Below are 11,536 nucleotides of genomic sequence, written 5' to 3'. Positions count from 1 at the left end.
CTGCAACCGCCCTTTCTTTTCAACCGTCGTTCGGAGACTTCTCCCCGAACGACATGCCGAAGAATATACGAATATGTATTTCACGAAACCACAAACGTACGTTTCAAACCTAAATTATCGGTAATGTTCATCCATAAACGTATATCCATCTGAAATTAAATAGAAATTTTGCCACTATGCCCGAGCAGCTGCCAGAGCCTGAAGATTTCCACCCCGAAGATAGGGACTTGGCCGTAAAAGAGCGCGCAGAACGTTTGCGGGTGGCGGTCAAGGGAGCTGGGGGAAATGCACAAGTGGCTATTCGTGCGCAGATAAACCTAGGCACCTTAAATAACTACATCGCGGGTCGTGACATGAAGGCAAGCGCGATGATTGCGCTTGCAAAAGCCTGTGGTGTCTCTCTGGATTGGCTCGCTACAGGCGAAGGGCCAGAGAAGCCCAATGAAATACCCACGATCACATCGGCGCAGAGCTTTGGAGACCAAGACCTAGTTCCCGTTCGGTATTATGGCGTCCGCGCTTCAGCTGGATTCGGAACACTCTGCGATACCGAGGCCGCAAAAGACGTTATACTTATACCACGTTCTGTATTGGGTGCCGCTTTCGGCGTTCATGGAAACAATATTGTTTCCATGCATGCGACAGGTGATAGCATGACACCAACCATTAGCAGTGGTGATGGTCTTTTTATTGATACGACGCCATCAGATAAATTGTTTGGTATCTATGTCCTGAGCGTCTATGGCACTGTCTTGGTCAAGCGCCTATCGGTGAGAGCTGGAGGCACTCTGCTCATTACCAGCGACAATCCAATCTATCCCCCGGAGGAGGTTCCTCTCGACTCAATTCGGTGGGGACAGGCGGATGAAGACCATCCGACCGCCATTATCGGGCGTGTGATTGTTCGCTTCCACAGCATGCCCTAAGAGCGTTCTAAGAGACGTTCAGAAGGCTCCTGCCGAATTGACAGTCAGGTTCCATTCTTACTGTCGCGATCTGTGAATAACATGGGACAAGTTCCATTCTGTCTGTCTCCGATAGTTATCCACATCGTGGCCCTTGCAATTGCCGCATCCGGCAGGAAACCACAATTCCAGCCCACGAAATCCCCGCATATCCCAGATGATCCCGGTTTACCTCTGGGTTCAGTTCCTACTGTCCAGTGACAAGGAGCACGGGTAGGCCGAACCATCCCATTCGTTAGCTATGTCGTCATGACGAGGGAGGTTATTGAAATCAGTTAGGCGCTATAACGCTTTGGTCAAGTCGGAGGACCAAATAGCATGGTAAAATCTTACGAAGACGCGCTATCTGAAATCTTGTCATTTATCTCTGAGCAAGTTCCCGGCCCGAAACCCCGCGAATTGACAGAAAATACGACACTGCGAGGCGATCTTCGTATGCACAGCGATGACGCTGAGAAGCTAATGTGCCGTTATTTTGAGCGCTTTGATGTAAGCGCTCAAAATTTTGATTTCGAAAAATATTTCCCAGAAGAGGGTGAAGGAATCATAGGCGCACTGCTATTCGGCTTTCTGAATAGAAAGCGTTCTAAAGCAGATCCCAAACCCCTGACTATAGCCATGTTGGCGCACGCAGCCTCTGTTGGTGCTTGGGTCTAACACCATTACCTGAGCCTAAAGCACGTCCACTTTATTCCGGTTCATATCAGCCATGGCGCGATTCTTTTCTATTCACCGCTCAGAATGCCAAAAGAAAGAGATACGAATTTTCATGGATTCGACATCATCGCCGCCCGGAGGTCGCGTGCAACCTCATCGGGGGCACTGCCAGCCTGTCGTTCAATAATTGGTTGGCTTGCTTGCTCTCCTAGCCAACAGTAAAGCCAGATTTCTACCACCACGTACAAAATTGTCTGTCGGTTTCAAAAATTAAGAAGATTGGCAGCTCTCGCTCAATTTCGCCCATTATTGGTCGTTTTCGTCATTCAATAAGCTTCTACGAAGCGGACATGACGGAAGATGCCGCTTGACCGCTGCAGCCGGCGTCAGCAAGGTTGATTTTGCCTAAAAAGACAGCGATGCAGGTATGGTGACAACCTGTGGTCTCTTCAGAGACAGTCACGCTTGAGCGAGTAAGACCGCTCTTGGCCTTGGCCGGACACGACGAGGATTGGCCTCGTCCGTGGTCGGTCGTTGTTGTCCATGTTGCGACCGGCTCATGTCCGTCTCACCAACGGAAAGGCACAGTCATGAAGCTGAACCACATCAACCTCTACAGCCACGATACTGAGGCTGATCGCGCAATGTTCGAACAGTATTTCGGCCTGCGCACTCTCGTTGTGCGAGGAACCAAGATGGCCATCATGCAGGACAATGATGGGCTGGTGCTGATCGTCAATCATTTCGACAACAAGCTCGAAGGCTTCGATTATCCCAAGCAATTCGACATCCTGTACATTGGTTTCATCCAAAAGTCTCGCGAGGACGTCGATGCTCTATATAAGCGCCTGAGCGGGAACGGCTGGAAGGTGCAGGTACCACGCGACGCACATGGCGCGTGGTCTTTCTACTTTCGAGCGAAGGGTGGCTACTTCATCGAAAACACGACACTAACGCCGGTTCGGCCCGTAGAAGCGTATCAGGGAAACCCATAATGATGTCCGGCATGAGCGGCTGAGTAACCTGAACTGCCTGTCTGATCTACGATGCGGAATCAGACAGGCAGCAACCGCCCTCATTTCGGACATCTGTATGCGGTTAACGATTTTGCAAAACCGGACATTGGTGGAATCCAGTCGACCTGTTTTCCATCTGGTATCCGCGCGCAGTTTTTGCTATATAAGAGCTATAGTTCGGATAGTGATGTTCACTGATCCGGGCTTTCCCACAAATCATGATTCTCCCCAAAAGCGCTATGACATAGGCCACGGCGTGGATCACCCATGCGACACGTAAAGCCCGCCCTCACCGGCGGGTTTTTTTGTGTCTTCATTTCATGACACGCCATGCCAAATACCAACCCAGCATCCCGCTCTGACATTTGTTATGAGCGAACATCAGCACGATCGGCTTCGGGGTTGCGGAAATGGCGGGGGCCACGGGCCTGCTGGCCGCCCCGGAACCGTTGCTCAGCAAAGTGGGCGGCATTGCGCTTGCCGCCCACGGCGTTGACATGATGACCGCCGGACGGCGTGCATGGAACACCGGCACACCACCACAGACCCGGACCGAACATGCGGTCCGCGCCGCGGCCCTGAAGGCGCATGCGCCCCCTGCTATTGCCAATCTGGCAGGTGCGGCTGCGGACGCCCTGATCCCGGGCGGACCGCTTCATGCAGCGGGGTCTTTCGCGGCCACTCGGGCCATTCGCGTGGCCTCAGCGGATGCAGGCCGACTGACCTCCCGGCATGCCGACATCACGACGGAGCACTTCCACCGGCCTTCGCCATATACCCCTCAACCGCCAAGACCGCCTACCAACCAGAACCTTCTCTCACCCCATCGACAGAAGTGGCTCAATCTCGACCACCATGAAGCGCCGTTACATGACCGTAAAAAGGGAGGCGGCCATGTCTTGCTCAAGCACGTCGATCCAACCGACGAATATATCGAACGCCGGTTCACAAAGGATAAACATCTTGTTGTTTCATTCTTCACGTCGAAGGAAGAAGCCGAACATGCTATTCACCAGGCTCTAAGAGCCTGTTTGAAAAATCGGTCTGATGTGATTCAAGCTCAGGATGTGGACGTCAGAGCAGAGGGGCCGGATGGCCAGGATCATCCGAAAGATGAAACGCTATCCGTCTGACATGACGGACGAGGAATGGGAGCGGATCGCGCCTTTGATGCCACGTCCCGGACGTCGTGGAAGGCCGCGCGAAATTGAGTTCCGCGAGGTTATCAACGCGGTGCGCTATCTGGTGCGTTCGGGCTGTGGCTGGCGGATGCTGCCGATCCACTTCGGGCACTGGCGGACTGTTTACGGCTGGTTCCGTGAACTGGCCCGACGCTTTCTGTTCCAGACCATCCATGACGTGGAACTGATGATGGACCGGGCTCAGACAGGCCGCGACGCCAGCCCTACGGCAGCAGTGATCTACAGCCAAAGCATCAAGGCGCCTCACGCGGAAACAAGAGGCTACGACGCCGGCAAGAAGGTCGTCGGCCGCAAGCGCCACATTGCCGTCGATACAGATGGACGCCTGTTGATGATCAATCTTACCTCTGCCGACATCTCGGACAGTGCAGGTGCCCAGATAATCCTGGATGCCATCCGCAAACGCTGGCCTTGGGTGAAGCACCTGTTCGCCGATGGCGCCTACGATCGGCTCAGGCTCATGGATAAGGCGGCTTATCTCGACTTCGTTCTTGAAATCATCCGCCGCCGCGAGGGCGCGAGAGGTTTTGAGGTACTGCCGCGCCGATGGGTCGTGGAGCGAACCTTCGGCTGGATGACCAGATGGCGGCGCCTGGTTTGGGATTACGAACGTCGCATCGACGTGTCAAAGGCCATGATTCTCGTCGCCATGGGGGCCAATCTCATGCGCAGAAACGTTCACCCGTGATTTTCCAAACAGGCTCTTAGAACCAACTCCCATAAAATTGATGACTGGCTAAAGAACGCAAGGACAGAAACAAAGATAGATATTGAAGGATATATCTCCGGGAGTGGAGCTATTGTTGTCGAGAGTGCTGATCGGATACGCAAAGTTGCACGCCGCATTCAAGTTACAATTACTAAAAAAGAACACAATGGGATGACCTATTATGTCCAGACTGTTAAACTGTACCAATGATGACATCCTTGATATGTTTCCGCGTATAAAAAATCTTGGTGGCGGCACATTCGGCGAAGATGCTGATATCTTTGGCGATACGTTACGTGAAGTTATTCAGCACGAACCACAAACGCGGGATTTGCCATTCAAAATACAAACGATCGGCGAATTAAGGAATTTCCTGATCTATAGTGACGAGGATATTGAGCGCGTCAGTTGGGTTGTGCTCGGTATAAACCCCACCGTTGCCCCTGAAAAACCACCGAATTGGGGCAGTTTTCCTAACCTGCGGGCGTTCTGGTCAGCCGTTCTGCATGCCTTTGAAAACGATCCCGAGGTGCAGGCGGGAAGAGAGATTGACCCGAGTATGTAGGGGCGGGTCGTTCGCCAACGCCGGATACAGGGATGTCTGTTTTCATGTGCTGGCGTTCCAGAAGCAGACCTCCCGCATCCCCCATAAAGCCGGTCACCAAGCCGGGGCGCTGGGCGACTACCATTCGGCAATTTCACTCTCTCGTCCGTTTATGGCCATGAGGCTGCGGTTGCCGGCAGGCGCTCTCGTCGTCAATGACAGCCGCGCGGGAGGGAGGATCGCCTGACCAATTCCAGAAGACGAGATTTCTGTCATTTTCCGTCGCTCCAGGGGCAAAGCTCGGGACGATAATGCCAGCCATCCCGCCGGTTATGAGCGCCTTTGCCAGTTCCCATGACGGCGGCGTCTTGCCTTGGTCGGAAAGGTCTTCCCAGGGACAGGCGAGGGCGAAGGAGGAGAAACCGAGATTATCAAGATTGGACGGGTCGGTCAGATCGAGGACAGGCTCGCTATCGACATCATAGGCACAGATATTGAGAGGCTGCGGCTTGAATGGAAAACCCTGCTGGGCTTCAAGCCAGGCTGTCTCCATCCGAAGTGATGTGTAAAGGGCAGGTATGCCGACCGGATTGAACCGACCTCCATGAAGCGCCGCACCGTCGCCTGATAATGCGGTGAAAGACCAGCGGGGATTATGAGCCCGGAATACCCGGCCGGTAAATCTCACGTGTAACCGCCGGTCGCAATCCGATCCAGGTAACGTCGGACGGCATCGGCGCGTCCCTCCCGGACGAGCGCCTCGGCAGTCTGATCACCGAAGGAGGGCAAGGGTTGTGATCGGTACCAGGCAAAAGCCTGCTGGGCTGAACCGGCCCATGGTCGGACGCGATTGAGGATCTCGACCATGTCTCGCAGCCTCGCCTGGGTGGCGGGACGGCCGAGGCGGGCGCTTTTGGAGACGGCGTCACGTGACAGGCCCAGCGTGGCGGCCAGTTCACTCCTCGTGATGTGTAGCATATTGCTCAGCCGTTCCGCCGCGATCAGCCCTGATGGATCGAAGGCGTCGGCGAGGAATGTGATCTCGGACATGACGGCGTGCCTCATATATTGACCATGATATGGGATCATATATGAGGCGGATTGCCTATGACAAGGATTCCAGTTGGATACGCCCATGCGCTTTGGCATGGTGCCTCTGTCATGCGGCGAGACGGGGTATCTCGCGGTCCATCAATCGCAAATATCGTTGGTTGTCTTCCCCCGCAACCAAATCATATCCGTCTGAAAAGACACAAAAGCCACCCATAAGGGTGGCTTTTTTTGTGCCCGGAAAATTCCGCAGGATGCGTATAGGATGCAATCGGGAGCGAAACTCCAGCGTAGTTTTGCTTGATTTCACGTGTGCGTGATCATTTTTGCGTGGTCTCCCCTAGGACGATTACGTCGCCCCTCAGGCGTTCGAAGTGACCGAAATGATTCTTCTGGCAGGCACTCCAGCAGAAGCCAAAAAAAATCGGGGCGCATATCAGGAAAAACTGCGGGTGACGGCGATCAGGAAGGTGCGGCCGCTGTCACTATGTATCCATAGACACAATATGAGCGACTGTGGTCCCAAAGACGGACCATGCTTGCCCGCATAATATAGCCGGTGTGTGGACCGAGATTTTTCGCTGTTTACCGGCGGGCAGGGCGGTCGGTCGCCGCGCCGTATTCCGCCCTGCTGACCGGGAGAATTTCGGGCGCGTTGCCGACCGAGTGGCCGAAGGCAATGCCGGGCTGCTGGCCACGGTGGAGGGCCCGGAGATCATGCAACTCCGTAACGCCATCGCCACGGAAGGTTGCTCACTTCGGGGTGTCATCTCCGGCATGGTGACAGCGCACAGCCACATCGCAATATGGAGATGTTTACCAACTGCGCCACGGCCATCTGCTCTTTCGCAAAATTCTACCTGCTGCTCAACGGCTTCGGTGTGGGACGGGCCTATGATGATGAGCTGTGCGTGGTGGACTGGGGGTAGGCCCCGGATCTGAAATTTGTCCTCTTGCGCGACCATCCGGACTACCCGTATGATTGCGCCGGTCTGCTGCGTTTCGGCCTTGAGATGCTGCGGGTGCAGTAAGCAGCCGTAGAACGCATGTCATTTATCGGCGTGATTTCGGACATTACCCGTTCAGCCACGGACCCGAGATGCGCTTCATCTTTGGGCGTGTCATGCGAACGGGACCAACCGCCCCGAACGTAAAGCTGATCCCGACCGGGTCACAGGCATCATGACCGTCGCCGGGGATAGTTTCGAGATCGCCTGCGCCGCCATTCCGCGCGATGTGTGCAAGGATACCAAGGGGATTTCCAGTTGGGCCATGCTCGCGCCTTTGGTGGTGGTAATTTTGCGCAATGTTTCCACAAGGGCCAGATTATGTTCGACATTGCCTTCCTGAAAGCGCGGGCTACGAACCCGAAAGTCCTTGGCCCCCTTGCCCCTATCCGCTGATCAGACCGCGCGCCAGCTTGATGAGACGTACGAGGCTATACCATGAACGGACGTGATATATTCCACCTGAAGGGAATACGCCTCGATTCACCTATCGAGCCACGGAAGCCGCTGCGGATGGAAACCCAGCATATTCAGGGCCTTTCGATTGCACGCGCCCGTCAGACTGTTCTGGTAATAGATGCTTTCCTCGCCTATCAGGCGCAGGGCCTCCTGCTCGCCCAGATTGGACGGAACATTTGCGCCGATCCAGTCTGCATAGGCTGGCAACCATTCGGATATTTTTGTCGGCTGACTGTCGACAATGTTGTAGATCCCCGTTGGGGCTGTTAGTGCCGCTACCGTCGCCCGGGCAGCATCGTCCACATGAATGAAAGAAAATATGCTGCGGCCCGCGCCGATCAGGGAAACTTCGCCCTGTTCAAGATGGCGGCTGAACGCGCCATCTGGCCAGTACCAGGTGCCGGGGCCGTAGAAGAACCCGTAACGGAGCCCGATGCCTTCCATCATCGGCGCACTCATAACCCGCTTTTCCAGTGCCGCATACATGCGGGCACTTTCACCGATCGTGCCCGGAGCATTGACCCTCAGCGGCGAAGCCTCCGTCGCCAGTTCCTCTCCGCCATCCAGATAAAATCCTGACAACTGCTGGATATAGCGCCGCACGTGCCAGGTCCGGGCAGCATCGAACAGATGGCTGCCCCCTTCCAGACGCAGCCTGCAGTCGGCGGGGATGCGTGCGGACAGATCGAAAGGGCTGGCGGGAAGGGAGGTAAGCTGGTCGATGACCACTTCCGGGCGAATTTGCTCGACAAGTGTGAAAATGCCAGCCCGGTCGAGCGCATCGGCCTTCACGGGACATGCGCCAAGCCTTTCAATTGCTTCAAGGCTGTCAGGGCGGTGGGCCAGTCCCCAGACTTCATGCCCCGCGTCCTGCAGGCGCGTGATCAGCGGGCGACCCAATGCGCCGCTGGCGCCAGCGACAAGAACCTTCATGATGCTTTGATATCCTTCAGATCAATTTGCAGGAAAAACGAAGGGCGCAGTCTTGTCCTTGACGAAGAACGCAAGGAAACGGGCGGGCTCCGTCTGGCTGGCATTGCGTCCGACGAGATGGACATCGTTCGGTCCTTCGAAGAATGTCTGCCCTTCTTTCAGCGTAACGGGCTCCCCGCCCTTGACCTGCATGATGACGGTTCCTTTCAGCACATACACAAATACCGAGGCATTGTGCCTGTGGATCGGATCTGAATCTCCGGGCCCGTAATCGACTGTCAGCATGGCACCTTCCCTGCCGGGAATGCCTTGCAGATCATGTGCTGTCAGGGGCGTGACCCTGGTGGCCGCGTGAAGGGAATGGGTGCAGAAACTTGCAGCTATGGCACCCAGAGCAATAAACTTACGCATATTCGATGTTCCTGTTGCGAGAGGCTTATGATGTTTCAGGAGTTCGCTGATCTTCTGCGTTGCCTGACCTTGCGGGTCCGACGGGTCTGAACACGTTCGTCGAACCATGACTGTGCCTCTCCAAAGAAGGGGGCAGGGGCCTTGTTGCGGACTGATCTGGCCAGATCGGCAAGCGATGTCTCCGCCAGCTCCCGCCGCATGGCCTGCTCGGCCCGCAGCATAACGCCATGAATTCCGCACACGCCCCGTGTCGCCCATTCGGGTGGCCGTTGATCGAAAAGGGCGCAGCGACCACGGATTTCCTGGCAGTTGAAAAGGCTCTTCTGGCCTTCAACCGCATCCACAATGGCCAGCACGCTGATTTCCCCGGCCGGCCTGGCCAGCCTGTAACCGCCTTTCAGACCTTCGGACGCGGCGAGAACCCCTGCCTTTTCCAGCTTGGGAAGCAGCTTGGCGACAAACGCCGCAGGGATATCCTGCAGTTCCGCCAGATCAAGGCTGCTGACAGGTTCAGGATTATCGACCAGCCATAGCAGGCTGTGCAGGACATATTCGGTGCTTGCGCCATAAAGTGTCATACGCGGACTATATAAGTCCGCGTTATGATTCGCAAGCTGGCCTTCTGTTTTCCTGCCTTACCCTCTCTCCTAAGCGGACGGGACTGGTAAGCACATGCAAGGGAGACAAGGCGGCGATCTTCTGAGGCTGGTCGCATGGTCGTATGGGTTCGAACACAGCGGAATTGGCATAAGCATTCAACGAAAACGTCCGTCTCCTGGTTGTCCCGGGAAGATCCTGGATATAATTATGAAAAGGTTGCTGGAATATTTGAAGGGCAATATTACCCAGTGACTTCCTTGTTTGGATTGCTCAATCCGGGATAAGGAGTAGTAACCGAAGAGGAATATTTCCTATGATATTGAGGTATCGTGTAAAATTCATTGCAGGTTATTTTGTATTATTATTTTTTTGTCTTTTACCGATCAGCGCTTTTTCTGCACCGGATTCGGTCTATATACAACCAAAACTTGATGGAACGACGATGTCCTTCCTGTATGACCGGATGGAGGGAACTGTCCCGGACTTTCAGAAATATGCCCAGAACTCGGGCGCATATCGTGTATCGACGACTTTCAACCGGGATGCAGTACTCCAACAGAAAATACAGGCATTACAGACGAGATTCGATCAGATCAGCAAAAACTCGATTTTTTCTGTCAGAATTGGTGTGCAATTGCTGCAGTATCAAGTCGATAACCAGGCATACATGGTCGATTTTGGGGAATCATCGTATATTCCGGTAGAGGATAACATCATCTTCCACCAATACGGGATTCAGTTCCGGAATCGCGCCGCAATCGCGCAAGTGCCAATGACTGTTCCTCAGGCCGAGGCATTTGCTAAGCGCTTCAACCTCTCCACTACTCAAGGTAGCGACGCCGGTTACGTAGTCCTCGAACTGGCATATCATCTCGATAGCGTCCCACCTTCCCTGGAGGAAAATGGGCCAAGCATGGTGAACGCTGTTATTGTGGCTGGGCGACTTCTTACACAGTCGGGCCAGGAGATGTACAATTTTCCAATTGATGCTGTCCCAATGCCGAGCATTCCATCGACCCTGAAGGCAGCAGACATTCAGGGGATTGGGTTAACAACATCGACCGACGCGGCTTTGTCAGCCGGAAAAGCCGGTTGGACCAAGCAACTTGGAAGCTTTGAGGATGGTGGTATTGTGCTCCTGTTCAACGGTCTCGCCAACACCAGCAAGACACTGGCCCAGCAATACCCGCGAATGGTCGGAGCCTCTGCTACGTCTAAGCCGCCCGCTGAATGGGCAATCTGCGCGGGTAGAGAGATTGGCAGGGAGGATTTCGATGCGAGGGCACAGGGTGAAGAACCTCCTGCTTTCGAGAATTGCATGGCGCTTGACGGGAAATCGGGTCACCTGACGCGTATCGCGAGTGAGCAGCATCTAGCTAACGACATCGACACGGCGGGTTTGCGCGCTAGGCTCGACGCGAAATATGGCCCCCCCATATCCATAGAAAACGACGGTGACCTGCGGATTTGGCTGGGTCATGATCCAGCGGATCCGTCCGGGCCTGAAGTTGAAATTACCGCAGAAATCAACGGCATTTCACCTAATCGCAACCTTGTTGTGAGCGCGACACAGTATAACGAGCCAACCAAGCAGAACACCGCCTCGGCAACCACTGCGGAGCCTAAACTATAGGCATGGGTTTTTAGACTCAGGACCTGGTAATCTATGATTCACAGATCCTCGTGGAGGATGAGCCTGTGTGTGATGGTCTGGGCCGACCTGTCCGCCTGCATCAGACTGCGGGACAGGTCAGCGACTTCAAAGGAGCAGAGTTGCCATCAACGCCGGGCGAGTTGTTCTTCAAGCTTTTTCTTTTCCGCGTTCAGGGCGTGGACGTGTTCCGGATTATCCTTCTCCGCGCGCGCCAGATCGCGCTCCACCTCCTTCAGTCGGTGAGCAAGAGCCGTAGCGGAGGGTTCGTGATGTGTGGTCATGATTTTCTTCCTTATGTCCGATCGCAGGCTTTATCCTGCGCGCCAGCT

General features: G+C 54.7%; 17 protein-coding genes. 10 read left to right on the top strand and 7 right to left on the bottom strand.

The window, feature by feature from the left end:
* Window positions 1-176: 176 nt before the first annotated feature.
* The 7 genes from LDL28_RS06940 to LDL28_RS06910 all read left to right on the top strand — a co-directional run bounded on the left by LDL28_RS06940 (window position 177) and on the right by LDL28_RS06910 (window position 5,114).
* Complete coding sequence (locus LDL28_RS06940) at window positions 177-926, top strand: XRE family transcriptional regulator (protein WP_233057898.1); 750 nt, start codon at window positions 177-179, stop codon at window positions 924-926.
* Window positions 927-1,283: 357 nt separating this feature from the next.
* Entirely contained in the window at window positions 1,284-1,622 is a 339-nt protein-coding gene (locus LDL28_RS06935; protein ID WP_233057897.1) for a DUF1493 family protein, read from the top strand.
* A gap of 590 nt (window positions 1,623-2,212) precedes the next feature.
* A complete protein-coding gene (locus LDL28_RS06930; RefSeq protein WP_233057896.1) occupies window positions 2,213-2,617 on the top strand; it encodes a VOC family protein in 405 nt (134 codons plus the stop codon).
* 431 nt (window positions 2,618-3,048) lie between these two features.
* A complete protein-coding gene (locus tag LDL28_RS06925) occupies window positions 3,049-3,771 on the top strand; it encodes an RNase A-like domain-containing protein (protein WP_233057895.1) in 723 nt (240 codons plus the stop codon).
* Window positions 3,704-4,528, top strand: a complete 825-nt coding sequence (locus LDL28_RS06920; protein ID WP_233057894.1) for an IS5 family transposase — start codon at window positions 3,704-3,706, stop codon at window positions 4,526-4,528. Before LDL28_RS06925 ends, LDL28_RS06920 begins: the two co-directional genes overlap by 68 nt.
* Before the next feature lie 36 nt (window positions 4,529-4,564).
* Window positions 4,565-4,759 (top strand): hypothetical protein, encoded by a 195-nt coding sequence (locus tag LDL28_RS06915; RefSeq protein WP_233059221.1) that lies wholly within the window; start codon window positions 4,565-4,567, stop codon window positions 4,757-4,759.
* A gap of 13 nt (window positions 4,760-4,772) precedes the next feature.
* Complete coding sequence (locus LDL28_RS06910) at window positions 4,773-5,114, top strand: hypothetical protein (protein ID WP_233059220.1); 342 nt, start codon at window positions 4,773-4,775, stop codon at window positions 5,112-5,114.
* A gap of 133 nt (window positions 5,115-5,247) precedes the next feature.
* On the opposite strand, the gene LDL28_RS06905 is transcribed toward LDL28_RS06910, so the two are convergent.
* The 3 genes from LDL28_RS06905 to LDL28_RS06895 form a co-directional block, all read right to left on the bottom strand.
* Window positions 5,248-5,781 carry an RES domain-containing protein gene (locus LDL28_RS06905; protein ID WP_233057893.1) on the bottom strand — a complete coding sequence of 178 codons (534 nt, stop codon included), beginning with the start codon at window positions 5,779-5,781 and terminating at the stop codon, window positions 5,248-5,250.
* Window positions 5,778-6,143: an antitoxin Xre/MbcA/ParS toxin-binding domain-containing protein gene (locus tag LDL28_RS06900; RefSeq protein ID WP_233057892.1), complete on the bottom strand. Its 366-nt coding sequence runs from the start codon at window positions 6,141-6,143 to the stop codon at window positions 5,778-5,780. The genes LDL28_RS06905 and LDL28_RS06900 overlap by 4 nt, the downstream gene beginning before the upstream one ends.
* 585 nt (window positions 6,144-6,728) lie before the next feature.
* Window positions 6,729-6,866, bottom strand: coding sequence for a hypothetical protein (locus LDL28_RS06895; RefSeq protein ID WP_233057891.1), 138 nt, complete (start codon window positions 6,864-6,866; stop codon window positions 6,729-6,731).
* An 83-nt stretch (window positions 6,867-6,949) separates the two neighbouring features.
* On the opposite strand from LDL28_RS06895, the gene LDL28_RS15600 reads away from it, so the two are divergent.
* Window positions 6,950-7,072: a hypothetical protein gene (locus LDL28_RS15600; RefSeq protein WP_255663108.1), complete on the top strand. Its 123-nt coding sequence runs from the start codon at window positions 6,950-6,952 to the stop codon at window positions 7,070-7,072.
* A 253-nt stretch (window positions 7,073-7,325) separates the two neighbouring features.
* Window positions 7,326-7,493, top strand: a complete 168-nt coding sequence (locus tag LDL28_RS06890; RefSeq protein WP_233057890.1) for a hypothetical protein — start codon at window positions 7,326-7,328, stop codon at window positions 7,491-7,493.
* 140 nt (window positions 7,494-7,633) lie between these two features.
* On the opposite strand, the gene LDL28_RS06885 is transcribed toward LDL28_RS06890, so the two are convergent.
* Genes LDL28_RS06885 through LDL28_RS06875 form a run of 3 tightly spaced genes read right to left on the bottom strand, consistent with a single transcriptional unit; the run spans window position 7,634 to window position 9,531 of the window.
* Window positions 7,634-8,542 carry an NAD(P)-dependent oxidoreductase gene (locus tag LDL28_RS06885; protein ID WP_233057889.1) on the bottom strand — a complete coding sequence of 303 codons (909 nt, stop codon included), beginning with the start codon at window positions 8,540-8,542 and terminating at the stop codon, window positions 7,634-7,636.
* 21 nt (window positions 8,543-8,563) lie between these two features.
* Complete coding sequence (locus LDL28_RS06880) at window positions 8,564-8,953, bottom strand: cupin domain-containing protein (protein ID WP_233057888.1); 390 nt, start codon at window positions 8,951-8,953, stop codon at window positions 8,564-8,566.
* Between the two features lie 35 nt (window positions 8,954-8,988).
* On the bottom strand, window positions 8,989-9,531 hold the full coding sequence (locus LDL28_RS06875) for an Rrf2 family transcriptional regulator (protein ID WP_233057887.1): 543 nt from the start codon (window positions 9,529-9,531) through the stop codon (window positions 8,989-8,991).
* A 341-nt stretch (window positions 9,532-9,872) separates the two neighbouring features.
* Between LDL28_RS06875 and LDL28_RS06870 the strand changes: the two genes are divergently transcribed.
* Window positions 9,873-11,186, top strand: a complete 1,314-nt coding sequence (locus LDL28_RS06870; RefSeq protein WP_233057886.1) for a hypothetical protein — start codon at window positions 9,873-9,875, stop codon at window positions 11,184-11,186.
* A gap of 146 nt (window positions 11,187-11,332) precedes the next feature.
* Here the strand turns inward: LDL28_RS06870 and LDL28_RS06865 are convergent, their stop codons facing one another.
* A complete protein-coding gene (locus tag LDL28_RS06865; protein ID WP_233057885.1) occupies window positions 11,333-11,488 on the bottom strand; it encodes a hypothetical protein in 156 nt (51 codons plus the stop codon).
* Window positions 11,489-11,536: the final 48 nt, after the last annotated feature.

The organism is Komagataeibacter sp. FNDCR2 (genome assembly GCF_021295395.1).
Taxonomy (GTDB): Bacteria; Pseudomonadota; Alphaproteobacteria; order Acetobacterales; family Acetobacteraceae; genus Komagataeibacter.
Note: the sequence above shows the minus strand (reverse complement) of the source record. Positions and strands in the feature narration are given on the sequence as shown.

Excerpts from the sequence above, each read along its gene's own strand:
- LDL28_RS06940 (WP_233057898.1), top strand. The coding sequence starts at position 177 with ATGCCCGAGCAGCTGCCAGAGCCTGAAGATTTCCACCCCGAAGATAGG.
- LDL28_RS06935 (WP_233057897.1), top strand. The coding sequence starts at position 1,284 with ATGGTAAAATCTTACGAAGACGCGCTATCTGAAATCTTGTCATTTATC.
- LDL28_RS06930 (WP_233057896.1), top strand. The coding sequence starts at position 2,213 with ATGAAGCTGAACCACATCAACCTCTACAGCCACGATACTGAGGCTGAT.
- LDL28_RS06925 (WP_233057895.1), top strand. The coding sequence starts at position 3,049 with ATGGCGGGGGCCACGGGCCTGCTGGCCGCCCCGGAACCGTTGCTCAGC.
- LDL28_RS06920 (WP_233057894.1), top strand. The coding sequence starts at position 3,704 with ATGTGGACGTCAGAGCAGAGGGGCCGGATGGCCAGGATCATCCGAAAG.
- LDL28_RS06910 (WP_233059220.1), top strand. The coding sequence starts at position 4,773 with ATGTTTCCGCGTATAAAAAATCTTGGTGGCGGCACATTCGGCGAAGAT.
- LDL28_RS06900 (WP_233057892.1), bottom strand. The coding sequence starts at position 6,143 with ATGTCCGAGATCACATTCCTCGCCGACGCCTTCGATCCATCAGGGCTG.
- LDL28_RS15600 (WP_255663108.1), top strand. The coding sequence starts at position 6,950 with ATGGAGATGTTTACCAACTGCGCCACGGCCATCTGCTCTTTCGCAAAA.
- LDL28_RS06890 (WP_233057890.1), top strand. The coding sequence starts at position 7,326 with ATGACCGTCGCCGGGGATAGTTTCGAGATCGCCTGCGCCGCCATTCCG.
- LDL28_RS06885 (WP_233057889.1), bottom strand. The coding sequence starts at position 8,542 with ATGAAGGTTCTTGTCGCTGGCGCCAGCGGCGCATTGGGTCGCCCGCTG.
- LDL28_RS06880 (WP_233057888.1), bottom strand. The coding sequence starts at position 8,953 with ATGCGTAAGTTTATTGCTCTGGGTGCCATAGCTGCAAGTTTCTGCACC.
- LDL28_RS06875 (WP_233057887.1), bottom strand. The coding sequence starts at position 9,531 with ATGACACTTTATGGCGCAAGCACCGAATATGTCCTGCACAGCCTGCTA.
- LDL28_RS06865 (WP_233057885.1), bottom strand. The coding sequence starts at position 11,488 with ATGACCACACATCACGAACCCTCCGCTACGGCTCTTGCTCACCGACTG.